At 62.6% G+C, this 25,668-nt stretch carries 24 protein-coding genes; 18 read left to right on the forward strand and 6 right to left on the reverse strand.

Annotated elements, in window-relative coordinates:
- Positions 1-74: 74 nt before the first annotated feature.
- From RR842_RS03795 to RR842_RS03815, 5 genes are all read right to left on the reverse strand, one after another.
- Positions 75-944 (reverse strand): RNA methyltransferase, encoded by an 870-nt coding sequence (locus RR842_RS03795; protein WP_332512290.1) that lies wholly within the window; start codon positions 942-944, stop codon positions 75-77.
- Positions 941-1,690 (reverse strand): isochorismatase family cysteine hydrolase, encoded by a 750-nt coding sequence (locus RR842_RS03800; protein ID WP_332722066.1) that lies wholly within the window; start codon positions 1,688-1,690, stop codon positions 941-943. Before RR842_RS03800 ends, RR842_RS03795 begins: the two co-directional genes overlap by 4 nt.
- Positions 1,687-2,361 (reverse strand): Crp/Fnr family transcriptional regulator, encoded by a 675-nt coding sequence (locus RR842_RS03805; RefSeq protein ID WP_332729013.1) that lies wholly within the window; start codon positions 2,359-2,361, stop codon positions 1,687-1,689. Before RR842_RS03805 ends, RR842_RS03800 begins: the two co-directional genes overlap by 4 nt.
- A gap of 7 nt (positions 2,362-2,368) precedes the next feature.
- Complete coding sequence (locus RR842_RS03810; protein WP_332517666.1) at positions 2,369-3,283, reverse strand: VIT1/CCC1 transporter family protein; 915 nt, start codon at positions 3,281-3,283, stop codon at positions 2,369-2,371.
- A 70-nt stretch (positions 3,284-3,353) separates the two neighbouring features.
- Entirely contained in the window at positions 3,354-3,815 is a 462-nt protein-coding gene (locus RR842_RS03815; RefSeq protein WP_332553271.1) for a hypothetical protein, read from the reverse strand.
- Between the two features lie 110 nt (positions 3,816-3,925).
- Between RR842_RS03815 and mazG the strand changes: the two genes are divergently transcribed.
- The 4 genes from mazG (at position 3,926) to RR842_RS03835 (ending at position 10,238) form a co-directional block, all read left to right on the forward strand.
- Positions 3,926-4,846 (forward strand): nucleoside triphosphate pyrophosphohydrolase, encoded by a 921-nt coding sequence (gene mazG, locus RR842_RS03820; RefSeq protein WP_332553272.1) that lies wholly within the window; start codon positions 3,926-3,928, stop codon positions 4,844-4,846.
- 162 nt (positions 4,847-5,008) lie between these two features.
- A complete protein-coding gene (locus tag RR842_RS03825; RefSeq protein ID WP_332729014.1) occupies positions 5,009-7,732 on the forward strand; it encodes an EAL domain-containing protein in 2,724 nt (907 codons plus the stop codon).
- 239 nt (positions 7,733-7,971) lie between these two features.
- Positions 7,972-8,721, forward strand: coding sequence for a (p)ppGpp synthetase (locus tag RR842_RS03830; protein ID WP_332729015.1), 750 nt, complete (start codon positions 7,972-7,974; stop codon positions 8,719-8,721).
- Positions 8,722-8,843: 122 nt separating this feature from the next.
- Entirely contained in the window at positions 8,844-10,238 is a 1,395-nt protein-coding gene (locus RR842_RS03835; RefSeq protein ID WP_332729016.1) for a glycoside hydrolase family 30 beta sandwich domain-containing protein, read from the forward strand.
- A 4-nt stretch (positions 10,239-10,242) separates the two neighbouring features.
- Here RR842_RS03835 and RR842_RS03840 read toward each other — a convergent pair whose 3' ends face one another.
- Positions 10,243-11,232 (reverse strand): TDT family transporter, encoded by a 990-nt coding sequence (locus RR842_RS03840; RefSeq protein ID WP_332729017.1) that lies wholly within the window; start codon positions 11,230-11,232, stop codon positions 10,243-10,245.
- A gap of 131 nt (positions 11,233-11,363) precedes the next feature.
- On the opposite strand from RR842_RS03840, the gene RR842_RS03845 reads away from it, so the two are divergent.
- The 14 genes from RR842_RS03845 to RR842_RS03910 all read left to right on the forward strand — a co-directional run.
- Positions 11,364-12,266 carry a LysR family transcriptional regulator gene (locus RR842_RS03845; protein ID WP_332729018.1) on the forward strand — a complete coding sequence of 301 codons (903 nt, stop codon included), beginning with the start codon at positions 11,364-11,366 and terminating at the stop codon, positions 12,264-12,266.
- Positions 12,267-12,493: 227 nt separating this feature from the next.
- A complete protein-coding gene (locus RR842_RS03850; RefSeq protein ID WP_332517937.1) occupies positions 12,494-13,588 on the forward strand; it encodes a phosphate/phosphite/phosphonate ABC transporter substrate-binding protein in 1,095 nt (364 codons plus the stop codon).
- 89 nt (positions 13,589-13,677) lie between these two features.
- Complete coding sequence (gene phnC / locus RR842_RS03855) at positions 13,678-14,517, forward strand: phosphonate ABC transporter ATP-binding protein (protein ID WP_332553279.1); 840 nt, start codon at positions 13,678-13,680, stop codon at positions 14,515-14,517.
- The gene (locus tag RR842_RS03860) at positions 14,514-15,371 is read left to right on the forward strand and encodes an ABC transporter permease subunit (protein ID WP_332565440.1); all 858 of its coding nucleotides are present in this window, start codon (positions 14,514-14,516) and stop codon (positions 15,369-15,371) included. The genes phnC and RR842_RS03860 overlap by 4 nt, the downstream gene beginning before the upstream one ends.
- Positions 15,368-16,228, forward strand: coding sequence for an ABC transporter permease subunit (locus RR842_RS03865; protein ID WP_332517939.1), 861 nt, complete (start codon positions 15,368-15,370; stop codon positions 16,226-16,228). Before RR842_RS03860 ends, RR842_RS03865 begins: the two co-directional genes overlap by 4 nt.
- Before the next feature lie 25 nt (positions 16,229-16,253).
- Positions 16,254-16,700, forward strand: coding sequence for a phosphonate C-P lyase system protein PhnG (phnG, locus tag RR842_RS03870; protein WP_332553282.1), 447 nt, complete (start codon positions 16,254-16,256; stop codon positions 16,698-16,700).
- On the forward strand, positions 16,697-17,362 hold the full coding sequence (phnH, locus tag RR842_RS03875) for a phosphonate C-P lyase system protein PhnH (RefSeq protein WP_332729019.1): 666 nt from the start codon (positions 16,697-16,699) through the stop codon (positions 17,360-17,362). The genes phnG and phnH overlap by 4 nt, the downstream gene beginning before the upstream one ends.
- A complete protein-coding gene (locus RR842_RS03880; protein WP_332512858.1) occupies positions 17,363-18,592 on the forward strand; it encodes a carbon-phosphorus lyase complex subunit PhnI in 1,230 nt (409 codons plus the stop codon).
- Positions 18,576-19,583 carry an alpha-D-ribose 1-methylphosphonate 5-phosphate C-P-lyase PhnJ gene (locus RR842_RS03885; protein ID WP_332729020.1) on the forward strand — a complete coding sequence of 336 codons (1,008 nt, stop codon included), beginning with the start codon at positions 18,576-18,578 and terminating at the stop codon, positions 19,581-19,583. The genes RR842_RS03880 and RR842_RS03885 overlap by 17 nt, the downstream gene beginning before the upstream one ends.
- Positions 19,576-20,436, forward strand: a complete 861-nt coding sequence (locus RR842_RS03890) for an ATP-binding cassette domain-containing protein (RefSeq protein ID WP_332512856.1) — start codon at positions 19,576-19,578, stop codon at positions 20,434-20,436. Before RR842_RS03885 ends, RR842_RS03890 begins: the two co-directional genes overlap by 8 nt.
- Before the next feature lie 14 nt (positions 20,437-20,450).
- Positions 20,451-21,878 (forward strand): alpha-D-ribose 1-methylphosphonate 5-triphosphate diphosphatase, encoded by a 1,428-nt coding sequence (locus RR842_RS03895; RefSeq protein ID WP_332729022.1) that lies wholly within the window; start codon positions 20,451-20,453, stop codon positions 21,876-21,878.
- 2 nt (positions 21,879-21,880) lie between these two features.
- A complete protein-coding gene (locus tag RR842_RS03900; RefSeq protein WP_332512852.1) occupies positions 21,881-22,579 on the forward strand; it encodes an ATP-binding cassette domain-containing protein in 699 nt (232 codons plus the stop codon).
- Positions 22,576-23,445, forward strand: a complete 870-nt coding sequence (phnPP, locus tag RR842_RS03905; RefSeq protein ID WP_332710728.1) for a phosphoribosyl 1,2-cyclic phosphate 1,2-diphosphodiesterase — start codon at positions 22,576-22,578, stop codon at positions 23,443-23,445. The genes RR842_RS03900 and phnPP overlap by 4 nt, the downstream gene beginning before the upstream one ends.
- Positions 23,446-23,512: 67 nt before the next feature.
- Positions 23,513-25,668: ROK family protein (locus tag RR842_RS03910; RefSeq protein ID WP_332729023.1), on the forward strand; the 2,156-nt coding region annotated here is incomplete at its 3' end.

The raw sequence follows: 25,668 nt of genomic DNA on the forward strand, positions 1-25,668 counted from the left end.
GTCTGGGATCAAGCGGAATTCCGGCAAGAATCAAGCAAGAATCGAGCCGTGTGGGTCAGGAATGCAGCTGCTTCTTAAGGTGCCGTCAATTCCCAGAAGGCCACGGCGCTGGCGGCGGCAACGTTGAGCGAATCGACGCCGCGGGCCATGGGGATGCGCACGGTGTGGTCGCAGTGCGCGATGGTGGAGGCCGACAGGCCGTCGCCCTCGGTGCCCAGCACGATAGCCAGTTTGTCGTAGGCTTTCAGCCGGGGGTCGCGCAGCGAGATGGAATCGTCGGAAAGCGCCAGAGCTGCCGTGGCGAATCCCAGTTCGTGCAGCAGCGGCACGCCTTCGCTCGCCCAGTCGGCCGCATTGCGCGGGTCGGTGCCCCGCCCGCGTCCCGGGCCGGCTTCCCCTCCAATGCGGGTCCACGGCACTTGAAACACGGTGCCCATCGATACGCGCACGGCGCGGCGGTACAGCGGGTCGTAGCATTCGGGGGTGACCAGCACGGCATCCACACTCAGCGCTGCGGCTGAACGGAAGATGGCTCCGACGTTCGTGTGGTTGGTGATGTTCTCCAATACGGCGATGCGCTGCGCACCGGCCACCACTGCGGCCACGCTGGGCAGTGGGGGGCGGCGGAAGGCGGCCAGTGCTCCGCGTGTCAGCTCAAAGCCGGTGAGCTTGCACAGCTCGTCGCGGGGGGCGACGAATACCGGCACCTCGGGGTGGTCGCGCTCGATGCGCGCGAGGAGTGGGTCCAGCGCTTCGAGCCACTTTGCTTCCATGAGCAGCGACAGCGGTTGCATGCCGCCCTCCAGCGCGCGCTCGATCACTTTGCCCGATTCGGCGATGAACAGCGCCCGCTCCGGTTCCAGCTTGCTGCGCAGCTGCGCCTCGGTCAGGCGTGCGAAAGCGTCAAGACGGGGGTCGTCCAGGGTTTCGACCGCTACGATCATCGAGATTCTCCCCGGTCGCCTGCTTCGCCGTGCTGGCAGCGCCGAGGGCGTGTCGTCGCTCCCCGTACGCTCCATGCCCCGTCTTCGTTCCGCGCGATCTGCGCAGCTGCCACGCTGCGCACGAAGTTCTCTACCTCGCCCGCCACATCGCGCAAGTCGTCCAGCCCCTGCTCGCAGAAGGCGGCGCAGGTGATTACCTGTGCGCCGATGTGGGCCATGTCCTCGATGTTGGCGGCCTGCACGGCAGGCGTGCGCGATGACGTGCAGTCTTCGATGACGGCCACGTTGTAGTCGAGCGACAGCGCATCGAAGCAGCTTGTGCGAATGCAGTTGGGCGTGGTTGTGCCGATAAGCACCACCGTGGTTACGCCCAGGCGGCGCAGTACACTGTCCAGGCTCGTGTTGAAGAACGCCGAGAAGCGGGGCTTCACGATAATGCGATCGCCTGGCTGGGGGGCCAGCGCGCGGGGTTCGTCCATCGTATGCGGGTTCGCGCAGGCACCCGAAACGGGCTTGCCGCCTTGTGCCCACCGGTCGTGGCGCACGGCTTCGACGTCCGAGCCATCCTCTGCATAAGAGCGCACCACGTGGAAAACGGGCATGCCCAGTGCCCGGGCTTGGACAAGCGCACGCGAGCAGGCTGGCACGGTAGCGGCCGCTCCCTGCACGCACAGTGCCGACTGTGGGTCGATGAACCCGTTCTGCATATCGATGACAAGCAGGGCTGCGGTGCGCGGATCGATCATAGGGGGCTCCTCTGCATAAGTTCGAACTGGTTGCGCTGGTAGTCGATGATGCCGTCCTTGCGCATGCGAGACAGCTCGGCGCACATGGCGCTGCGCTCGACGGACAGGTAGTCGGCCAGCTCTTGTCGGTCATAAGGGATGACGAAGCGGGGGGAATCGGCACTTCTCGCCTGATCGGAGAGGTATGACAACAGCTTAGCACGCGTCGTGCGCTTCGAGACGTGCTCTATTTTGCGCGTGAGTGTGTAGGCGCGTTGGGCCACGGCGCCCAGCAGGTTGCGGATGAGCGTTGCATGGAACGCGCAGTTCGACGAGCACAGGGTGGTGATCTTGCCCACATCCATCAACAGCACCGTCGCATCGGCTGCGGCAACGACGTTCACGTCCAGCGGCAGGCCGGGTTCGCACGCGTACACCTCGGCAAACGTCTGGCCGGGGCCTGCGGAAGCGCGAATGGTGCGATTGCCCCAGTAGTCCACGTTCTCCAGACGCACGGCCCCCTCTAGTACCAGGCCCATGCAGGTGGTCGCGCTTCCCGCATGGAACACGGTCGAGCCTTTCGCGTAGGTGCGCTGGCGTGCGTCCAGGCAGCGCAGCATCGCCTCCACCTCGTCGGGTTGAATGCCGCGGAAGAGGGGGGATTGGCAGATTGCGGAAAGGTGACGGTCCATGTTCCTCCTATACGTCCACGCCTAGGAACATCTTCACCACGATGCCGATGACGAACGACAGCGCCGCTACGCCCAGGCTGATGCCGGCCATCTGGCCGAACCGCTTTTTGAAGGACAGGTCTTGCGCTACCGAGAGGTAGTAGTTGAACACCACCAGGATAAGCAGCACGATGCAGATCATGGTGCCCAGTGCCCACAGGTAATGGGCTTCGTCGAACAGCAGGTAGGGCAAAATGAGCAGCGTCACCGTCACCAAATAGGTGACGCCGGTGTAGGCAGCCGATTTCAAAGCGTCGGAGCGGCCTTCGGTCTTGGAGGAGAGGTACTCGCTCGAAGCCATCGACAACGTAGCGGCAATGCCGGTGATCAAGCCTGACAATGCGATAAGACGTGTGTTCTGCATGGCGAGCGTGAGGCCCGCCAAGGTGCCGGTCATCTCCACCAGCGCATCGTTCATGCCCAGCACCATGCTGCCCACGTAGCCGAGGCGCTCTTCGTCCAGTATGTCCAACAAGGCGTGCTCGTGCGCTTCCTCGTCGGCGCGGATATCGAGCGCTTCGGGCACCTCGCGTGCCAGCTCCTCGTAGGACACCTGTGCCTTGGCTTCACCCCTCTCCATGAGCTTGACGGCGAAGGTGAAGCCGAACACACGCGCAATCAGCGAGTAGCGGGCCACTTTGCCGCGCTCGGGCTTCATGGTCCGTCCGGTGTAGCGTTGCCAGATCTCGGCGTGGCGTGCTTCCTCGTCAGCGATGCGCAGCAAGGTGCTGCGGTTGCCCTCCTCTTTGGTGCAGGCGGCAATGCGGCGGTACACCACGGCCTCCGTCACTTCGTTTTGCTGGAACGCGAGTATCTGCCCCAGCGCGGCCGAAGAGAGCTGCGCGGGTTCGTTTGGGTTCGTTTGGGATGCCTCCGATGGCATGGTGTTCTCCTCGTTCGGATAGGTTGGTTTCAGCGAATGCCCAGTATAGACCATGTGTTCGGCCGATGCGTCACGTTTCGGATCGAATGTCGGCGGTCGCACAGCGCGCAGTCCTTCGATCGGCGACGAGCAAGGCGGCGAACGTACCCGCCATGAACACGAGGCCTGCGGCATCGAAGGCGACGAACTGATCGATGCTGGCCGCAAGGTCCGCATGCCCCGCTGGTAGGCCGAGCCGGATCATCGATTCGCCCACGAGCCCGATGGCTTGCTGGACGAGTACGACGACGTACAGCGCACGGAAGCGACGCGGGCTGGCGATGACGGCCGGATAGGTAGCGTTCCACATAAGGAAGGCAACCCCCAGCCCGCGCACGGCCGTCTCGCCTGCAATGCCAGCGCCGGCCAGCTCGAAGCTGCCCGCAAAGGCGGCTGGTTGCAGCACGAACGACAGCGCACACTGCACGTTGACGATAAACACAGCCGCCACGGCTACGCGTGCGGCGATGGCTGCTGCCTGCGTTCCCTTCACGACGTGCTCCTTCTGCGTCCGATGGCTTTCGTGAGAGTGTAGCGCATTCGCACGTGCTTGTAAGGGCGAGCGGTATACTGCAAGCAAACGTGGGAAGAAAGGGCCCGACCATGATCTCAGAGCAAGCAAGACGCACTACTGGCGACCACCCCGATTTCGATGCCTTCGTCGCTACCATTGCGGCGTTGCGGGCGCCTGGGGGCTGCCCGTGGGACCGAGCCCAAACGCATGGGAGCATTGCCTCCAACATGATCGAAGAGGCCTACGAGGCGGTCGACGCTATCGAGGCGGCCGATGCCGCGCATCTGCGTGAGGAGTTGGGCGATGTGCTGTTGCAGGTGGTGCTGCAAAGCCAGATCGCCGCCGACGCGGGCGAGTTCACCATCGACGACGTGTGTGCCGACGTGAACGCGAAGATGATCCGCCGCCACCCGCATGTGTTCGGTGAGGCGCAAGCCGAGAGCGCTGCTGAGGTGCTCGACCTGTGGGACCAGGTGAAGCTGGCCGAGAAGGAAGCTATCGCCGGATCGACGGAGGTGCCCGATGCATGCGCGTCTCGTCCCGGCTTGCTGGACGGAGTTCCCACGAGCTTCCCTGCGCTGATGCAGGCGCAGAAAATATCGCGCAAGGCAGCGTCTGCCGGTTTCGAGTGGGATACGCTTGAGGATGTATGGGCCAAGGTACATGAGGAGATCGCCGAGCTTGAGGAGGCGTATGCGGCGGCTCCTAAGGCCGCCAACGGCAAAATGGACGCCGATGCGCTGTTCGAAGGCGATGCCGGGCAAGCCGCCCGCGCGGTGGCGCATGCCGAGCAAGAGTGCGGCGACGTGTTCTTTTCCCTGGTGAACGTCGCCCGCCGCATGGGCATCGATGCCGAGCGCGCCCTGCGCACGGCCTGCACCAAGTTCCGTCGCCGCTGGGCCTTCATGGAAGGTGCCGCTTGGGCGCAGGGCTGCCGCGTCGAGGACTTGTCGGCTGCCGAGCGAGAATCCCTTTGGGTCCGGGCCAAAGAAGAAGAGCGCCTGAGGTAGTCGCTGGGGGGGCATCCGTTGACCCATTAGATTGTTGAACGATTGTTGAACGATTGTTGAACGTCTCACTTTTGGTGGCGCATTGCGCAGAGGAGCAGTAGACTGTGGTTTCATGCATCATCGAACTGACGTGGGGAATGCGAGGAGGGCGATGCGGCCTGTATGGAAAACTGGAGGCGCAGAAGATGCCGCGTTGAAAAAAACCGACGGGGGTGGGGGCGTTCAGCTCTCTCACCTGATTTCGATGCGCTCTCCGGCCTGCTAAGCAGGAGGGGATTCAGCGCCAAAACCCAGTCGCTGGTTTCCGCGCACCCTGACGAGCGCTACGTGCTCGTGTACGGCGATATCGATCGCTTCAAGGTCTACAACGACCGGTTCGGTACTGCGGCGGGCGACCAGCTGCTTGCTGCTGTGGGCGCCGTTATACGCAAGGCTCTGCCCGAACATGCCGTTGCGGCACGCTTGCGTGCCGACCATTTTGTAAGCTGTCTTCCGCGCAGTGCTTTCGATCCCGATCGCATACTGGCGCTGTTTGATGATTGGTTTACGTCGTATCGTCAGGACTTCACCTTCTTCGTGCGCCTGGGCATCTTCGCTATCGACGACCCCGAGCTCGATGTCAGCCTTATGTGCGACCGTGCCCTGCTTGCCCTGCGTTCGGCGAAGAGCAGCGCCGACAGTAGCAAGTACGCCTTCTATGACAAGACGCTGCGCGACTCCGTGATCAAGGAGCAGGAACTTGCCGGGGAGATGGCGACGGCGCTTGATCAGGGTCAGTTCCCGCTGTTCTTCCAGCCGCAGTACAGCTATGCGACGAAACGGATGATCGGCGCCGAAGTGCTTGCGCGCTGGGACCATCCGGTGAAAGGGCTTTTGGGTCCTCTCGAGTTCATTCCCGTATTCGAGCGTACCGGCCTTATTTACGATTTCGACCACTATATATGGGAACAGTCGTGCCAATGCCTGCGCGCATGGATCGACCGATACGGGCTTGAGCGCACTCCGCGTCTGTCGGTAAACCTGTCGCGCATCGACATCTACCAAGAGGACCTCTGCGAGCAGCTGTGCGGCCTGATCGCAAAGTATGCCATCCCGAAAGGCATGCTGCATATCGAGATTACCGAGGGGGCTTACACGGAGGCACCGGTGCAGTTGGTGGGTATTGTGGCGAAGCTGCAAGAGGCCGGCTTTCAGATAGAGATGGATGATTTCGGCAGTGGGTTCTCCTCGCTCAATACGCTGAAGGACGTGCCTATCGATGTGCTGAAGTTGGATATGGGGTTTCTCGACGCGCGCGAAAGCACGCGAGGCGGGTTGATCCTTGCGTCGGTCGTGCGCATGGCGCGCTGGCTCGACCTGCCTACTATTGCCGAAGGGGTGGAAACGCCCGAGCAAGCTGCCTATCTGGCAAGTATCGGCTGCACATACATGCAGGGCTACCTGTTCTCGCGTCCGATTGCGCTCGAAGCGTTCGAGGAGTTGTTCCTTGGTGGGCTGTCCGAGGAGATATGCCGACCCCTTTCCGAAGGGCCGGGGGAGGGGTCAACCGATCTTTGGAGCGCGGATACGCAGTTCGCGCACACTTTCAGCGACTACGTGAACGGGCAGCGGCAACGCCATGAGACGGATATGCAGCGCTACGCGGCGGTGCTGTGCACGGTGTACGAGGAAATTTTCGAATTCGATCGCGTGCACGATACGTTCCGTATGCTCTATTCGTCCACGCTTCCGAGCGGCGGTGCCACGATTTCGCTTGTCGATGCGCTTGCTCGCCTGATGCCGTACATTCCGCTCGAAGCCGATCGGGTCCATCTCAAGAAAATGCTCGAAGAAAGCAGTCAGAGCGACGGGCGAGAACCTCTGAGCTTCACCTACCGGCTGAAAGTGGACGACGATACCACCTGGCGCCAAAGCACGATTCTGCGGGTATCGGACACGAGTATGCTGTGCTGCAACAAAGACGTGACCGAACTCGTTGAAGCCGAGGAGCGCAGCCGGCACGAGAGCGCGTGGCAAAGCGAGCGCTATCGTCGTCTTATCGAGACGACGCGCAAGATCAGCTTCGACTACGATTCAGAGCTCGATACCGTGCTGTTCTACCTCGATCGCGCGGGGAAGGGGACCGAGGAGGAGGTTATCCCTCATTATTTGGAGACGATGTCTGCGGTTCGCTCAGGTATCGTGCATGCCGATAGCATCGAGACCGTGCGTGGCATGTTCGAGCGGGCCCGCGCCGGGGAAAACGAGATGAGCGTTGAGTACCAGGCGGACTATTATGGGCGAGGGTATGCGTGGTACCGCGCCGATATGTTCGTGGCGCACGATGATGCGGGCGCGTGGCACCTGGTGGGCCTCATCGAGAACATCGACGACGAACGGGCTCTGCGATTCCGCGCCGAATACGATGCTGCGACGGGCTTGAACAACCATGCGGCTACGCAGGATCTGATAGTCGCGGCGTTGGCCGATGCCGAAGTGCGCGGGCACAGCGTGTGCGTGGTAATGGATATCGACGATTTCAAGCAAGTGAACGATACCTGCGGGCATATCCAAGGCGACATGCTTCTACACGAGGTGGGCGGCATCTTGCGTGCCTGTTTCCGCAAGAGCGACATCCTCGGACGCGTCGGCGGCGACGAGTTCGTGCTTCTGCTCAAGAACATCGACGTGCAGACCGCTGTGCATAAGCTTGAACAGGTAAGGCTTCAGGTTTCTGCGGTGCGCGAAAACGGCATGGGCCAGCCTCTGTCGGTGAGCGTCGGTGTGTACGAGACGCAGCCCGACGACCGGACCTATCGCGATGTCTTTATTAAGGCCGACGAAGCTCTTTACCGGGCAAAGCGCTCCGGCAAGGACCGCATCTGCCTGCATGCGTTCTCGGGATAGCAGGCCTCTATGCTGCAGGCACCTCGCCGAACTCCCTCATGGCACCCGGCATCCCCTTAAGCCAGCATACCATATGCCGCGAGAGCCCGGTTGGGACTGGTTGGCAGGTGCCAGCCCTCTTGTCAGAACCCTTACGAGCATCTGATGATTTGAGCAAGATCGGATGGAGAGGCCGTTTTCTCCCGGTCTGGTCGGGTACTATGAAACGGAATCTACAACCGTCGCCAAGGAGCAGAATGATGGGAAATGCGTCGCGCCCGGTGTCCGACCGCCCACTTGCGGTGGGAGAGACGTCCGGCGATGTTGTCGGCCATGTCTTGTTCAGCGCAAACGACGATCTGCGCGCACCTCTCGACGAGCTGGGCCGTCTTCGCGAGATGGAATCCAAGACCCGCGAGATCATCCAGAAGTACCAAGCTGCCATGCGCGAGATGGAAGTGCGCTTCGAGATTCTAGATCAGGACCTCAACCTCAAAAAGCACCGCAATCCCATCCATCATGTGGAGTCACGCATCAAAAACCCCGTGAGCATCTTCGAGAAGCTGGGCCGCTACGGCAAGGAACCGACGCTCGCGAACATGGAAAAGTACATCATGGACATTGCGGGCGTACGGGTGATCTGCTCCTACATCCACGACGTGTACAACCTGCTGGAACTGCTGCGCAAGCAAGACGATCTGACTATCGTTACGGTGAAGGATTATATCGCCCATCCTAAGCCCAACGGGTATCGCAGCCTGCACGTTATCGTGCGCATCCCCGTGTATTTCCTGGACAACAAGGAGTTCATTCCGGTAGAGGTGCAGCTGCGCACCATCGCCATGGACTTCTGGGCCAGCTTGGAGCACGATTTGAAGTACAAGACCGTGAGCGAGGTGCCGGGCATCGATTCCAACGACGAGCTGAAGGATTGCAGCCGCATCATCGAAGACGTGGAGGCGCGCATGCAGATACTGGCGCGCGCGTTGGAGCCCGAAGGCGAAAAATAACGCGTTCGCCCGTCGCGGCACGTGATCGCTGCGCAGGGGGCCGCTCGTCGGCGCGTTCGTCGTTGCGCGACGCGATTGGCTCGTCGCCCTAGGTGCGAGGTGCAGAAACAGAAGGAGAACCCATGCATGCCTACCTTACCGATGCCCACGGTGCCTTCCAGCCAAGCGAGGCGCGCTTCCATCGCAGTGAGCGCGCCGAGATGGAGTTGGTGGTGTGTCGGCCCGACCGCATGTACCAGCGCATTTCCGGGTTCGGTGGCGCGTTTACCGAAGCGGGGGCCTACGTGTTCGCGGGTATGCCAGAAGACGTGCAGGACCGGTTCGTCCAGCTGTGCTTCGGAGGCGCCGAGGGGGGCAGCAGCGCATCGCGAGGCTGTTCCGGCGACCTTGCAAGTGGGGGCAATGCCTACACGCTCTGCCGCACGCACATCCAAAGCTGCGACTTCGCGCTGGGCAACTACGCTTACGTCAAGCCGCTTGATCGCAAGCTGAAGACATTCTCCCTCGATCGCGACCGTACGCTGCTCCTGCCGTTCATCCAGTGCGGGTTGGCGGTGAATCCCACGCTTGAGATTCTGGCCTCGCCATGGAGTCCCCCGGCGTTCATGAAGACGAACCGTATGATGAACGCCGGCGGTCGCTTGCGTCGCTCGTGCTACGCGCCATGGGCTGCGCTGTTGGCGCGCTACGTGAGCGCGTATGCGCAAGAGGGCGTGCGTATCGGCCGCATGAGCGTCCAGAACGAGCCGATGGCGGCGCAAGTGTGGGATTCCTGCTTATTCACTGCGGGGGAGGAAGCCGATTTCGCCGCGCATTACCTGCGCCCGGCGTTGGATGCGGCGGGTCATGAGGACGTGCGGCTGTGCGCCTGGGATCACAATACCGACCGCCTTCTCGACCGCGTCGAGGCGGTGTTCGGCGATTCGGAGGCGAATGCCGCTTTCGGCAGTGTGGGGTTCCACTGGTACGCGGGCGACCACTTCGAACAGGTGCGTGCTGTTGCCGAGGCCTATCCCGATAAAGAGCTGCTATTTACCGAGGGGTGCGTCGAGTACTCCCGCGACGGCGTTGATGCGGCTACGCAGGAGCGTAAAGCCGAGCGGTATGGCCATGCGCTTATGGGGTGCTTTGAGGCGGGGGCGTGCGGGTTCATCGATTGGAACCTGCTGCTCGACGAGCGCGGCGGCCCGAATCATGCGCGCAACTTCTGCGAGGCGCCGCTCATGTACGACCGGCAAGCGGGCGAGCTGGTGGTGAACCGCTCGTTTTACTACCTTGGACACTTCTCGCGCTTCATCGTGCCGGGGTCGCGGCGTTTCCTGGTCTCGCGTTTCTCCGACGAGCTGGAATGCACCGGCTTCCTGCGGCCCGACGGGAAACGCGTGGTTGTGGCGATGAACCGTTGCAGCCGCCCTGTGCGCTTCGAGGTGGCCGAGCGTCCTGCGGTGGCGCGTATCGAGATTGCGCCGCATAGCATTATGACCTTGGTATGGGAGGGGGCGGAACTCGGCAGCTGACGGGCTAGTCCTTGAAGTTCTCCGAGAAGCGTGAGATCTGAGCGTTCTCCTGCAGCACGGCGACGCTTTGCGGAAGGTCGATGCGGTGGAGGAAGAAGCGCAGGAAGTGGCCCAGCACATACAACACCATGATGGTGGCGAAAGCCGTCTCCAGGTAGAACACGACATCGACGGCAAACGGCAACGGCGTGCCATTCGCCCTGAAAAAAGCGACAACTTTTCCAAGCGCAGTGGCCGTGATAACGAACGGAAAGGTCATAGCCGCATAGCTGGGGTAGAACTTCAGGCGCAGCAGCTTCGGCAGGTGCACGAGCACCAGGGTGAACAGTGCTTGCGCCAACACGGCCAACACGGCTACGAACAGGATGCTGGGTTGGGGCGACACCGACAGATAGCCTACGAGGGAGAGGCTCATAGGCGCGGCGTAAATGCAGAACAGCGGACGGGCCGCCTCGGGAATCTCGTGCTTGGCGTAGCGGTAGGTCACCAGCCCCAGAAGTACGAGATAGCACGCGAACCCGAACCAAAACAGCGTCAAACCAGCGAACTGCATGCCGAATGTCGGCGCGGTGACCGAAGCCACGATAATGCCCACGTAGCAGATGAAGTAGGTGGGGAACACTTCGTGTAGCTTGAACTGCGCGAAGAACCGCACACTGAACCATGCTATCAGCGTCAGGTGCGCGATGACGGCTGCCGCCCACACCGCGAAGGCGGGGTAGTAGGCGAGCGGTGCGAGGTACGTGGACAGCTGCATAAGCACCATGAACACCGTGCCGCTGACGCTGGCCAAGATGGAATCGCGCAGGTCATCGCGGATCATTTGAGGGAACAGAACAATTTTTGCGGCAAGCATCGCCACGAGGATCAGGGCGGCTATGCCGCAGGTAAGATGCACAACCTCGCTGAGGGGCTGCAGCAGGTTTCCCAGGGCTGCAAGGCCCAAGGCGACGCCTGCGGTAGGAATGGGAACTTTCTCGATAATGTCGCGCATGGAAACGTGCCTTTCGGTTTTGTCTTCTCGTTCGTCCGAATATATTTTGGCAGGCTTTCACTAAAAAGAAAAATTATATATTTTTATGTTACGATAACGAACACTAATGTAGAGGAGATGAAGGGACTTCTATGCAAGATTTCCGGATGGCCACGTTTCTCAACGTGTGCCGCACGTTGAACTATACCCGTTCGGCAGCAGCGCTCAATATCACGCAGCCGGCGGTCTCCCAGCATATTGCTTTCTTGGAAAAATCTTACGGTACAAAACTGTTCGCGTACCGGGGCAAGAAGCTTTCCCTTACGACGGCAGGAGAGTTGCTGCGCGAAGCTGCCGCTACGATGGCGCACGATGAGGATACGTTGCGCGAATCCATTGCCGCGATGACGGGCCTGCGCCGCAGCCTCCGCATCGGTATGACGCTTACGGCAGGCGAATACGTCTTGGCGCCTTTGCTGCCAGTCTACCTTGCCGTCCACGAGGACGTGCAGGCGCGCATTTCTTCGGGCGACACCGGCTTTTTGCTAGAGCAGCTGCGAGCAGGGGAGATAGACTGCGCCCTGGTTGAGGGTGTTTTCGACAGAAGCGCCTACGATTGGCGGGTGTTCGGTACCGAGCGGATGGTGGCAGTGTGCGCTGCGGGCCATCCGCTTGCCCAAGGCAAGAAGCCCCTGCGCTTCGACGACCTGCTCGAACAGCATGTGCTGGTGCGCGAGCAAGGTTCGGGAACACGCGCCGTGCTGGTGAACGCCCTGGCTGAGCGGAACCTGTCGGTAGACAGCTTTGCGCGCGTTACGGAGGTCGAGAGCATCAACATCATCAAAGTGCTGGTCGAAGGCGGCTACGGCATCTCGTTTCTGTACGAGGCTGCCGTACGGCGCGAGCTTGTATCCGGCCAGCTTGCTCGCATATCTCTGGCGGGGCGCGCCATCGAGCACGAACTCACCTTCCTCAGCTTGAAGGGCAGCGTGTTCGCAGGCGAGCTTGCGCGCTTGTTCGACGATCTGACAAGCGCCGCCAAGCAAGCAGAGTAGCCTCTATCTGGTCTTTTACGTGCTTTTGTGGCGGTGTTGACCGTTTCTTTGCCTGAACTTGGGGGCTTCTTTACGCGCGCTTGAGCGCATCCTTACGTTCCTTTTCTACGATTGATCGCGTCGCGGTTCGAGCCGTTTGGTGCCGTAAGGGCATCGGCTTGTGCGGCGGACCGCTTGAAATCGTATGCGATCCCGTATCTGCGGGAACATGAGAAAGGAACGGATCGATGGCAGAGGGCTTTTTGAGCAGAAGGCAGTTTCTGGCAGGCAGTGCGACCATTGCGCTGGCGGGCATGTTCGGCATGATGACGGGCTGCGCGGCCGGTGGTTCTGGTGCGGCGGCGGGCGCTGAGTCCCGCAAGGGCGCAGGCGGCGCTGCTGCCGCAGCCGATCCGTTGACGATGGTGTGGCTGCCCGACAACTCGTCGGCCGATCTCACGTCGTCGCGTGAGGCCATCGGTGCTGCTATTACCGCGGCGTGCGGGCGCAAGGCGAACTTGCTGACCACGACCGACTACAACGTGGCTATCGAGGCCATCGCTTCGGGCAAGGCCCAGATGGCGCTGCTGGGTGCTGAGGGCTACGTGCAAGCCAACAAGAAGAATGCCAAGGTGCTGGCTGCGTTTACAAATAGCGACGAGGACGGCAAGCTGGACGGCGCGTGCTATTACAGCCGCATCTGCGTGGCTGCCGAGAACGCCGACCAGTACCAGAGCGGCAGCGGCTACTCCATCGAGAACATCAAAGGCAAGGCGTTCTCGTTTGTGTCGGCTACGTCAACCTCGGGGTTCAAGGTGCCGTCGAGCGGCATTGTGGAGGAGTTCGGTCTGAGCGGCTCTGACGAGCTGCTGGAAGCCGGCAAGTTCTTCTCCGAGGTGCTGTTCGGCAACTCGCACCAGGGTTCTGCCGTGAACCTGCTGTCGGGCGATGTGGATGCCGCCGCATTTGACGACGTGGACGTGGACATGTACCTGGACCTGGTGTCCGGCAAGGCGAATTCGGTAGGTGCGGTGTATCAGGCCAAGGCCGACGCTGCGGCTCCCTTCGACACCGTGCGCGGCAAGCAGTTCGCCATCATCGCTATCACGCCGGTTCTGAACGCCCCCATCTGCTTCAACGAGGAAGCCCTTTCCGACGACGAGCGCACGAAGATCGTCGACTACTTCTGCTCGAGCAAGGTCGCCGACGACCCGAAGATCTTCGTGGACCCCGATGACGAGAACGCCAAGGGCATCTTCGAGAAGGATTCCGAGAAGACCTGCTTTGTGAAGACGACCGACGACTGGTACGAGCCTGTTCGCAAACTGGGTGGCGCGGCGTAATGGGAACGGCTTATCCCCCTGCCGTTCAGCCGGAGACTGCCTGTGTAACCTCCGGCTCGGCGGCGAGCGCCACGTGGCAAGGAGCGCGGTTGCTGGACCTGCAGAACGTGTCGAAGAGCTACGATGGCTGGTCGAAGGCTCTCGACGACGTCTCCTTGGAGATGCGCCGCGGCGAGTTCGTCAGCATCATCGGCTCGTCGGGCGCAGGGAAGTCCACGTTGCTGCGCTGCGTGAACAGGCTTATCGACCCCTCGCAGGGCTCGGTCGTGTTCGACGGCCGCGACGTGACGCGCGAGCGCGGACGCGAGCTGCGTCAGACGCGCCGTCGCATCAGCATGGTGTTCCAGCACTACAACCTGGTGTATCGCGCAACGGCCATCGAGAACGTGCTGCATGGGAGACTGGGCTACCGACCTGCGCTTGCGGGCATGCTGGGCCATTACCGTGAGGATGAGAAGCGCCGCGCGTTCGAGATACTGGAACAGGTCGGTCTGGCCGATTTCGCCTACACGCGTACCGACCAGCTGTCCGGCGGGCAGAAGCAGCGCGTGGGCATTGCGCGTGCGCTGGTGCAAGACCCGCTGCTCATCTTGGCCGACGAACCTATTGCGAGCCTCGACCCCAAGTCGTCGCGCACGGTCATGGAGCACTTGCGCTGGGCGGCCGACGAGTTGGGCATCGCCTGCCTGGTGAACCTGCACCAGGTTGATTTCGCACTCGAGTTTTCCGATCGCATTGTGGGATTGAAGGGCGGCAAGCTGGTATTCGACGGCGCGCCCGGCGATCTGGATGCGGAGGCGATTGCCGCTATCTACGGTACGGACGAGGGCGGCGATGCTTTGGCTTCCGGCAGCATGCAGCATAGCCGTTCGGTCGAGGCCGCGCATCGCCTCGATGCCTCCTGTGTTTCGAAGGAGGATGCGGCATGACGGAGCGTACGATGAAGGGTTCGCGCTTGTTGCCGACTGCGCTGCGGCGCACTGCGGCGCGCGGTACCTACGACGGGTCGTTCTTCCGCAGGCGCACGCTTGCCCTTGCGGCTGCCGCGCTGGTGTTCGTGGCGTTGGGCGCGGTTTCCGGCACGTATGTCGGCTTCGATTTTCTCCAAGCAATCCTCGAGGTCCCCGGCGGGCTCGTGTGGATGGTGACGCAGTTCGTTCCCTCCCTGACCTCTCTCGAAAAGCTCGGCACCATCCTTCCCGCCTTGGGATCGACCATCCTGGCCTCCATTGCCTCCAGTTGCACGGCGGCGGTGCTGGCTTATATATGCGCGGTGCTGGGCTCCCGTACGGTGGGCATTGGCGGCCCCGTGTCTTTTGTGGTGCGGGGCATAGCGTCGCTATTCCGCAACATCCCCGTGGTGGCCTGGGCATTCATCCTGCTGTTCTCGTTTAAGCAAAGCGAGTTCACCGGGTTCTTCGCCTTGTTCCTTACCAGTTTCGGGTATCTGACGCGCTGCTTTTTAGAGAGCATCGACGAGATGAGCGCGGGTCCGGTGGAGGCGCTGCGCGCGGCTGGAGCCAGCTACGGCCAGATCGTGGCGCAGGCCGTGGTGCCGCTGAGCATCACCGCCGTGGTCAGCTGGGTGCTCTACATGATCGAGACGAACATTCGTGATGCCACGCTTATCGGCATTCTGACGGGCACCGGCATCGGGTTCGTGTTCGACGTGTACTACAAGAGCTTCCGCTACGACGTTGCGGGGTTGGTGGTGCTGTCCATCATCGCCGTATGCATTGCCTGCGAGCTGGTGTCGAACTACGTGAGGAGGCAGATCCTATGACGGCCGATCAGATAGCGGGCGGTCTTCGCGGCGCGCGGCTGGCGCGTTCCGGCAAGATCAAGGCCCATGTTCTCAACAGGTCCAATGCTGTATTGGGCCTGACGCTGGGCCTCTTTGCTTTGGTGAGCGTGTTCGCGCTGGTTACGATGAATTACGGCAAGGTTCCCTTCTTCCAGGCGCTGGGCGCGGCCGCCGGCGATTTCGTCACTATGATGCTGCAGCCGGGCCTCGCCGGGCACTTCACGCTGCCCGAGGTGATAGAGGGATTGTTCGTCTCATTGGCGCTGGCCTTGCTGACCACGTTTATCGGTGCGGTGATCGCTTTCGTGTTGGGGCTGCTTGCGGCATCCAACCTGTCGAGCAAAGGCGCGAGCAACGCCATCAAGGTGGTCATGTCCGTGATTCGTGCGGTGCCGACCATTCTGTGGGTGCTGGTGTTCTCCGTGGCTATCGGTTTGGGACCTGAAGCTGCTGTCGTGGGCCTGCTGTTCCACAGTGTGGCCTACCTGGTGAAAGCCTACTCGGAGGCCTTCGAGGAAGTGGACGCAGGCGTGATCGAGGCGCTGCGCGCGAGCGGGGCTTCATGGTGGCAGGTGGTGTTCCAGGGCATCGTGCCCGAGAAGGTGAACGAGATGCTGTCGTGGACGTTCATCCGTTTCGAGATCAACTTCGTGAACGCCGTTGCGGTGGGCGCGGTGGCAGGGGCGGGCGGCATCGGCTACCAGCTGTTCTTGGCGGGAAGCTTCTACTACAACATCCACGAGGTCGGGCTGATCGTGTACTTGTGCTTGGCGGTGGCGGTGGTGCTGGAAGTTATTGCCACGCGCCTGCGCAAACGCTACATCGTGCAGCATTGATTTCCAAGTAAGGAGCATTCGATCGATGAAAAGATATGAGCGGACGCGGGCTTTGGTGGAGGGCGACCCTACGTTGGTTCGGTCGCTGGTGTGCGAGGTGGAGGACGAAGTGGGAGCGGGCGCTATCGAGGTGCTCGACGAACCGCGCGAGGAGCTGGTCATGGTGAAGGTGCGCGAGACGGCGCAACGCAGCTTGTTCTACCTGGGCGAGGCGCTGATGACCTCGTGCCGCGTGCGCATAGGCGAAGCGGTGGGGTTGGGGCTGGTGCTGGGCAGCGACCGGTGCCGCGCTTACGAGCTAGCGGTGGCCGATGCGGCGTTTGCCGGGGCAGGTGGGCCTGCGCGTTCGGCGCGCTGGGATGCCCGGTTGCGCGAGGCGCTCGACCGTATCGAGGAGCGCGAGGCCGAGGAGGCGCGCCTGGTCGCAGCGACGAAGGTTGATTTTTCGACAATGAAGGTGGAAACAGCATGATGATCGCAGAGAGTGCCGAGCTGCACCAGATGCAGCGGGCTTTTCGCAGCGTGCTCGATGCGTTTGCGCAGCCGGGGACGTTGCATCTGATCGAACCGACCGAGGACAAGGCGGCGCGGCCGGTTGCGCTCGACGGCGCGCTGGAGACGTTGGTGAAACTGTTCGTGGATCAAGCCGTCACGTTCTGCGTGGCCGATGCGGAAACCGATGCTGCTTCGGCTTATATCACCAGCGAGACGCACGCGCTGCGGGTTGCGGTGAGCGAGGCCGATTTCGTCATCGTGCCGCGACGTGCCGACGAGCAGGTAGTCGCCGAATGCATTGTCGAGGCGTGTCGCGGCACGCTCGTCGCTCCCGAAAAGGGCGCGACGGTGCTTTTGGGATGCGCGCATGTGGCGGCAGCCGAGGAAGGGGCGGCCGACGCGGGTCCGGCGTTGCAGGTTGTCGAGGTGCACGGTCCGGGCGTGAAGGACGTGAACCGGTTTGCGGTGGATCGCCTGGGCTGGCTCTCTGCCCGTGCGGCGCGCGGCGACGAATTTCCCTGCGGCATCGAAATCGTGTTGGTGGATGCGCAAGGGCATCTGGTGGCCCTTCCTCGCAGTTCGCGAGTGGCCCCTACGCTTGGCGCTGCGGCGTTCGTGGCGGCAGGGGAGGTGTGCTAGATGGGTTACGTTGCAGTGCGCGGCGGCGGCATCGCCATCGAGGAGAGCCTCAAGCTGCTGGAGTTCGAGCGCGTGCGTTCGTCGGCAGCATGGGGCACCGATGAGATCGAGCACACGTTCCCCGAGCTTATCGACCAGGTGATGGGCGAGGCGTCGCTCTATGCCCCGCGCTTGGCGGCGCTTGCGCTCAAGCAGGCCCAGGGTTCGCCCGACGAGGCGGTGTTCCTGCTGCGCGCCTTTCGCTCCACGCTCGAGCGCCCCTACGTCTCGCGTCCGGTGGATACCGCCGAGCTGCGCATAAGCAGGCGCATCTCGGCTGCGTTCAAGGACGTGCCCGGCGGCCAGGTGCTCGGCGCGACGCGCGACTACAGCCATCGTCTGCTGGCTTTCGACCTGGAGACGGAAGGCTCCGAGGAATTGGCCGACAAGCGCGCCGAGCTGGCGCGGCACTTTGCCGAGATTGCCTCTCCTCAGGAGGGAGACGCGGCGGGGCGTTCGGATGGCACCCTGCCGCGCGTGCTGGATTACTTGCGCGCCGAAGGCCTGGTCGCCCACGTCTCCGACGACGACGGCGAACCCGTGGACGCCACGATGGTCCCGCTTACGTTTCCCGCACCTCGCTCCGTGCGCTTGCAGACGCTCGCGCGTGGCATGACCCAGGCGGTCGAGGCGCTGGGTTACGCAGCCATTCGCGGCTTCGGCCCGGCGCATCCCACGGTGGGCGAGCTGCGGCAGGGCCGTGCCGCCGTGGCGGTGGACCATCCGCTCTCGCCGGGAGGCCCGGAAGATGCCTACTATCTAGGGTCGGTGCCGTTGTGCGAGGTGGAAAGCGTGTTCATGGACGAGGGCGGCTCTTCGTCCGATGCCGCAGCATTTGCCTCGGGCCAAGCTAGTGCGCTGTCGCTCGCGGTAGGCTACGGCCTGGTGTTCGGCCGTGCCGAGACGAAGGCCATCGCCATGAGCGTGCTCGACCGCTGCCTGGACTCTGACGAGGTGCGCTATCCCACCGAGGATGAGGAGTTCGTGCTCTACCACGTGGACGGCGTCGAGGCTACGGGGTTCATCTCGCACCTCAAGCTGCCGCATTACGTGACGTTCCAGTCGAAACTCTCCAGCGTGCGCGGCACGCGCGATACGGCTGTCATCGACCCAGCGTCCGACCGCACTGCCGATCAGGCGGCTGCGGCTGCGCTGGAATCAAAGGAGGCCTGCAATGCAGCAGCGCTATAACTACGCGTTCTTCGACGAGGCGTCGAAGCGCGAGATCCGCCGTGCGCTTATCAAGGGCGTGTCCATCCCTGGCTACCAGGTGCCGTTTGCGTCGCGCGAAATGCCTATCGGCCGTGGCTGGGGCACGGGCGGCTTGCAGATCACGCTGGCCGTCATCGGTCGCAGCGATGTGCTGAAGGTCATCGACCAGGGATCGGACGACAGCGTGAACGCGGTGAACATCAAGAAGCTCGTGGTCGACACCACCGACGTGGAAGTGACCGACGCGACCGAGGAAGCCACGCTCATACAGTCGCGCCATCGCATTCCCGAGTGCCCGCTGCGCAGCGACCAGGTGCTGGTGCTGCAAGTGCCCACGCCTGAGCCGTTGCGCAGTTTCGAGCCCAGCGAGGCGGCCACCAAGCGCTTGCATGCCGAGGCCGACTACACCGGGGCCTGGTTGGAGCTGTTCGACCAGATCGTGCGCTTTGACATGACTACGACCGGGGCGGACCATCCCGTGCAGGTGAACGGCCGCTACGTCATGGCACCCTCGCCCATTCCTCGTTTCGACAACCTCAAACTGCACCAGGCCGAGCACCTGACGCTTCTCGGTGCGGGCCGCGAGAAGAAGATCTACGCCGTGCCTCCCTACACGCAGGTGAAGCCGCTCGACTTCGAGGACTACCCGTTCTCGCCGGAGCGTTTCGACGGCAAACGCTGCCATCTGTGCGGTGCCGAGGGCGTCTACCTCGACGAGCTGGTGGACGAGGCCACCGGTGCCGTGCGCCACCAGTGCAACGACACCGCGTTCTGTGTTTCGTCGGCTTGCCAGCCGACGAAACCAGTCGACGCTGCGGGGGCTTCTGGTGCCGAATCTTGCGGCTCCAAGGCCTCCTCACGTGCGGAAGCACGCTTCGTCGGCTTTTCACCGCAATCTTCGGCACCAGAAGCCCCCCCGCTGACGTTCCGTTCGTCCAGCGACTTCCAGAAAGGAAGCTCTCATGCTTGATGCGCAGCGCTACGGCGCCGACGAGGTGCCGTGCCTGTCCGTGCGCCATTTGTCCAAGCGCTTCGGTGCGGGCTGTCCGCACTGTCTGGCCCCGGGTACTCCGCTCGAGAGCAACGTGTGCCCGCGCTGCGGCACGGTGCATGCCGTGCGCGATGTGAGTTTGGACGTGTTTCCTGCCGAGATCGTGGGTGTGGTGGGCGAATCGGGAAGCGGCAAGTCGTCTCTGATGAAGTGCCTGTTCTTCGATGAGCTGGCTACCGAAGGCGACGTGCGCGCCCGGCCTTTCGACGGAGGTGCTGCCAACTTGCTGGGCCTGTCGCCCCAGCAGCAGCGCGCCATCCGCAACACGGTGTTCGGCATGGTGTACCAGAACCCCTACCTGGGCCTGCGTATGGACTTCTCGTCGCTGTCGAACATTGCCGAGCAGATGATCGCGGCGGGCAGCCGCAACGTAGGTGCCATGCGCTCGCGTGGCGAGGAGCTGCTCGAGCGCGTGAATATTCCGCTCTCGCGCGCCGTCGAGCCGCCGCGCAACTTCTCCGGCGGCATGCAGCAGCGCGTGCAGATTGCCAAAGCGCTGTCGAACAACCCGCCCATCCTGTTGCTCGACGAGGTGACCACCGGGCTGGACCTGTCGGTCCAGGCGGCCGTGCTCGATCTGATTCAGCAGATCAGGCGCGACTTCAACGTGAGCATGCTCGTGGTGAGCCACGATTTGGGCGTCATCCGCATGCTGGCCGACCGCACGTTCGTCATGCTGGACGGCCGCGTCATTGAGGCCGGCCTGACCGACCAGATACTGGAAGACCCGCAACATTCATACACCCAGCAGTTGGTTTACTCGCTGCTTTAGCTGAAAGGACCTTCATGAACGACAGCTCCTGCATCATCCGCGGCGGCACGGTGGTGTGCGCCGACCAGGTACGGCCCGATTGCGACGTGGTCGTCATCGACGGGCGCATTGCGGCTATCGAGCCGACCGGTGCCTACGATTTCGAGGTGCAGCCCGATGCCACGGCGGGTGTGCTGCCTATCGTGGATGCGCGCGGCGCCTATGTGGTGCCGGGCCTTATCGACATTCACTCCGACTACGTGGAGAACGTGGCCTCGCCGCGTCCGAGCGTGGTCATGGACTTGAACACGTCGCTGTACAAGGCCGACCGCGAGCTGGTGTCGCACGGTATCACCACCATTTTCCACTCCCTGTCGGTATATGGCGCACACGTCTTCGACCATAAGCCCATCCGCGACTTCGGCAACGTCAGTACGCTTATCGACCGGGTGGCCGGTCTGCGCACGGGCGAGGAGCGCGACCACCTGATCCGCCATCGCCTGCACCTGCGCATCGAGCTTGATTCCGTGGACCTCTACGATGCCATCGATGTGTTTCTGCGCTCCGGCAAAGTAGATCTGGTGTCGTTCATGGATCACACGCCTGGCCAGGGGCAGTATCGCGACCTGCTGATATTCGGCGAGACGCTGAAGGGATACCGCGACGTCACCGATGAGGAGGTGCGCGGCATCGTCCGCCAGCAGCAGGAAAGCGAGAAGCTCACCTACGCCCAGATTTCCTCACTGGCATCCGTGGCGCGCGAGCGCGGCATCTCCATCGCCTCCCATGACGACGAGAGCGCCGAGAAACTGGCGTTCATGGACGGCTTGGAGGCCACCATCTCCGAGTTCCCCATCTCGCTGGACGTGGCCCGCGAGGCCCGCGCCCGTGGCATGCATGCCGTGGCCGGTGCTCCGAACGTCATGCTGGGGCACAGCCATTCTGGCAACCTGAGCGCACGTGAGGCCGTAGCGGCCGGTGCGGTGGACGTGCTGTGCAGCGACTACTACCCGGCGGCACTGCTCGATGCCGTGTTCGCCCTGCGTGACGAGTGCGGATTAGATATAGCGCGGGCCTTCGCGCTGGTCACCATCAACCCGGCGAAGGCTGCCGGCATCGCCGACGAAGTGGGCTCGCTGGCAGTGGGGAAGCGCGGCGACGTGCTGTTAGTGCGCGAGATCGCCTGTGACGGGTCTGCGCGCACCATGCCGGTAGTCACCCGCGCATTCGTGGGCGGGCATTCCGTGTTCCGCTCGCATTATCCCGACCAGCCCAGCGGCTACGGACGCGATAGGGACGAAACTGCAAGGGGCGATCGGTATGCCGCCCTCGTCGGCCGTGGAATACCGGAGGCCGTGCGAGAGCCGGCTGCTTGGGGCGGCAAAGGGCGTTTCCCGGTTGAAGCGACGGCTGTCTCGTCTGTGCCGTGTGGCGCAAGCGCTTGCGCCGCCGAGGCGGTGTAGTCATGGCATTGTTGGAGATCGAGGGGCTGTCGAAGTCGTTTCTGCTGCATCGGGTCGACCGGCGCATCCAGGGGTGCCAGGACATCGCGTTCTCGCTCGAGCCGGGCGCGTTCGTGGGCATCACCGGGCGCAGCGGCAGCGGCAAGTCCACCATCCTGCGCTGCATCTGGCGCACGAACCTGCCCGAGCGCGGTCGCATCCTGTACGACTCGGCGCGTTTCGGCGTGCTCGATCTGGCGCAGGCCACGCAGCGCCAGATGCTGTACCTGCGCTCCTACGAGCTGGGCTACGTGTCGCAGTTCCTGAACGCCTTGCCGCGCCAAACGGCCTACGGTATCGTGCTGGCCAGCGCGCTCGAGGCCTACGGTGCCGATCAGCGCGAGCGGGCCGAGCGCGAAACCGAGCGCATGCTGCGCCACTTCGATTTGGACGAGGAGCTGTGGGAGCTGTACCCTCGCACGTTCTCGGGTGGCGAGAAGCTGCGCCTGAACATCGCGTCTGCCATGATCAAGCGCCCGCGCCTGCTGCTGCTCGACGAGCCCACTGCCTCGCTCGACGATGCCTCGAAGCTGAAGGTACGCGCGCTTATCGAGCAGCTGAAAGGCGAGGGCACCACCATGTTGGGCATCTTCCACGACCTTGCCTTTATGGAAGGCCTTTGCGATCATGAGTTCAACATGCAGGAAGGGATGATGGCGTGATCGCAGATCTCCACGTGCACACAACGTTTTCGGACGGCTCCGATACCTTCGAGGAGGTGCTGGCCCAAGCCCAGGCTCGGGGCATTGCACGCGTTGCGTTCACCAACCACGACACGACGGCAGGGCTCGACGCAGCGGCTGCGCTTGGCCCTCGCTTCGGCGTCGAGGTGGTGGGCGGCATCGAGGTAAGCGCCTGGGATGCCCGGCGCGAGCGCAAGGTGCATGTGCTGGGCTTGGGTGTGCACGAGGACGCGCCTGCGCTCGCCGCGCTCTGTGCCCCGCTGCTCGAGCGCCGTCGTGCGAACTCGCTCGGGCAGCTCGACCGCCTGGTCGAGGCCGGTTACGCGATCGATGCCGAGCGCGCTTTAGCGCTCGGCCAGGCTTCCACCTGCCTGTACAAACAGCATCTCATGGCGGCGCTTACGAGCGAGCCCTACGCAAGCGCCGCCTATCGCACGCTCTATCGCCGCCTGTTCAAGAACGGCGGCATCTGCGAGCGTGATATCGCCTACGTCGATGCCCGCGACGCGGTGGCCGCCATTGTGGAGGACGGCGGGCTGGCCGTGCTGGCTCACCCCGGTCAACTGGACAGTTACGACCTGGTCCCCGCGCTGGCAGCGTGCGGCCTCGGCGGTATCGAGCGCCACCATCCCGACCATGCGTCCGCCGACCACGCCCGCTGCGCCGACCTGGCCGAGCGCTACCATCTCGCGTGCACGTCCGGGTCTGACTACCATGGCCGCTTCGGCAGTATCCCTTATGTGGGCTACCGTATCCCTGTCGAGGCTCTCGCTCCTTGCTTGTCTCCTGGTTCAAAAAAAGGGGAAGCTGCTCTTCGCGAATACCGAGCGATGCCTTCAACGTAAAATTGAAGTTTGATATGGGCCCTGTTCTGCCGCTCCCTTCGGAGGTTACGGTAAACTGGCATCCATCATGAGAGAGCGAATATTCCAAATCGTGCAGCGCGCCCGGCCTGGTGACCGTGTCAGCCATGCCTATGATATCTTTATCGTCGCCATCGCGTTCCTCAGCATTATCCCGTTGATGTTCCGCCCGCAGGATGCAGGTCCGCGGTTGACCGCCGTGTTGAACATGGTGGACGTGGTCTCGGTGTACATCCTGTGCTTCGACTATCTTATGCGTTGGGCTACGCACGATATCAAGACGGGGAAGAAGGGCTGGAAGGAATTCGCCAAGTACCCTTTCTCGCCGCTTGCCATCATCGACCTGCTTGCTATCCTGCCGTCGTTGGGCGTGCTGCCCGAAACGTTCAAATTCCTGCGGGTGCTGCGCGTTACGAAGATGTTCCGCTACTCCAAGAACCTCACCATCGTAGCCAACGTGTTCCGCTCCGAGAAGAACACGCTGCTGTCGGTGCTGGTGGTGGCGCTCATGTACATCTTCGTCAGCGGGCTTATCATGTTCGTGAACGAACCCGACACGTTTGACAACTTCTTCGATGCGCTGTATTGGGCCACCACGGCACTGACTACCGTCGGCTATGGCGATGTGTATCCCGTTACCGACCTGGGCAAGTTTATCTCGATGGTTTCGTCGTTGTTCGGCATTGCCATCATCGCTCTTCCCGCCGGCATTATCACCGGCGGTTTCCTTGAGCAGATACGCCGGTCACAGGAGAATCGCGAAGGATACTTCCGCCCCGAGGAGCTGCACTGCCAGAAGCCGTTCAAGGGGTGTAATCCCCGTTCGTACGGCAGCGTGCGCGCCTACCTGAAAGCACATCCCAAGATGGTTGCCTACGCGGCGACCATGGCGGCGTGCCTTTTGACGAACGAAGTGCTGTATGCCGTTTCGGTGGCGTTCGGCACGCCGCTTTGGCTGGACACGGTGGGTACGGCTCTGGCGGCGATCTTGCTCGAACCTACGGCTGGCCTGATCATCGCTTTCGTCAACAACCTTGTTCAGGCTATCCAGTTCGGCAATGCGGGCAATCTGCTGTATTCCGGCATGGGCGCTATCGCCGCACTCGTGTTCGGTGTTCTGTTCGCGCGCGGAAAAAAGATTACGTCGAAGTCCTTGGGATGGGCGGCATTGTTCCTGGTAGGTGCTGGCGGCCTCATATCCTGCATTTTGACGTTCTCGCTGTACGGCGGCGCTTTGAGCACCCCTACGCAGCAGCTTTACTACGACGCGCTGGGAACTCTGGGCTTGTCGGGGGTTCCGGCGGTGGTGATTGTGCTGTTCGCCGACAAGGTCATCGATGCTGTGGCTGTGTTTGTGCTGGTCATGCTGGCATCTCGCGGCATTATCGGCAGCCGTATCGACCCGAAGCGCTGGTTCGGCGCAAAGAAGGCGGACGACAGGAAAGCCGCCAATGCCAAAGTTGCGGAAGAGGAGGCCCCGGGCGACCCCGTGCAGTACGTGCTGGGCATCGATGTGGGCGGCACGAGCACGAAGATCGGCGCGTTCAAGGTGGACGGCAGGCTGGTGGCGAGCCATGTATTTGGATCGCAGCGCGTGCTTGACGACGGGTCGCATGGGCAGCTGGCAGATGAGGTCGGGGTGCTCCTCGGGCAAAGCGACATCAATGCGGGACAGGTTGCTGCGGTCGGTTTGGCGGTGCCCGGCGCCATAGCGGCCGAAGAGTCGCTGAAGATGTGCCCTCATCTCGACCTGGACCTGCGTTCGTACAAGGCGTTTTTGCGCAGCCTGTTCCCGAAGGCGCGCGTGGCCGTACTGAACGATGCCGATGCTGCGGTGCTTGGCGACCGTTGGTGCGGTTCGTCAAGCGATCTAGACGAGAGCGATGTGGCGTTTGTCACGCTGGGCACGGGTATCGGCGCCGGCGTTATGGTGAGGGGCCGGTTGCTTGCCGGCGCACACGGGGCTGCGGGGGAGTTCGGCCACCTTTGCGTGAATCCAGCCGAAACGCAGCCGTGCTCATGCGGCAAAGCGGGGTGCCTCGAGCAATACGCATCTGCCTCGGGCCTGGTGAATGCAGCGCGAGAGTCGTTCGTCGCGCGATTGCGCGAGGGGGAGGGTGCGGAGCGCGCGCAGGCCCCGGCGCAACCCCAAACCGGTCTGGAGACCTGCCCGCAAGCATCCGCGCAAACGGGGCAGGTGCAGCC

The sequence above is a fragment of the Gordonibacter sp. genome, assembly GCF_036667095.1.
Taxonomy (GTDB): Bacteria; Actinomycetota; Coriobacteriia; order Coriobacteriales; family Eggerthellaceae; genus Gordonibacter.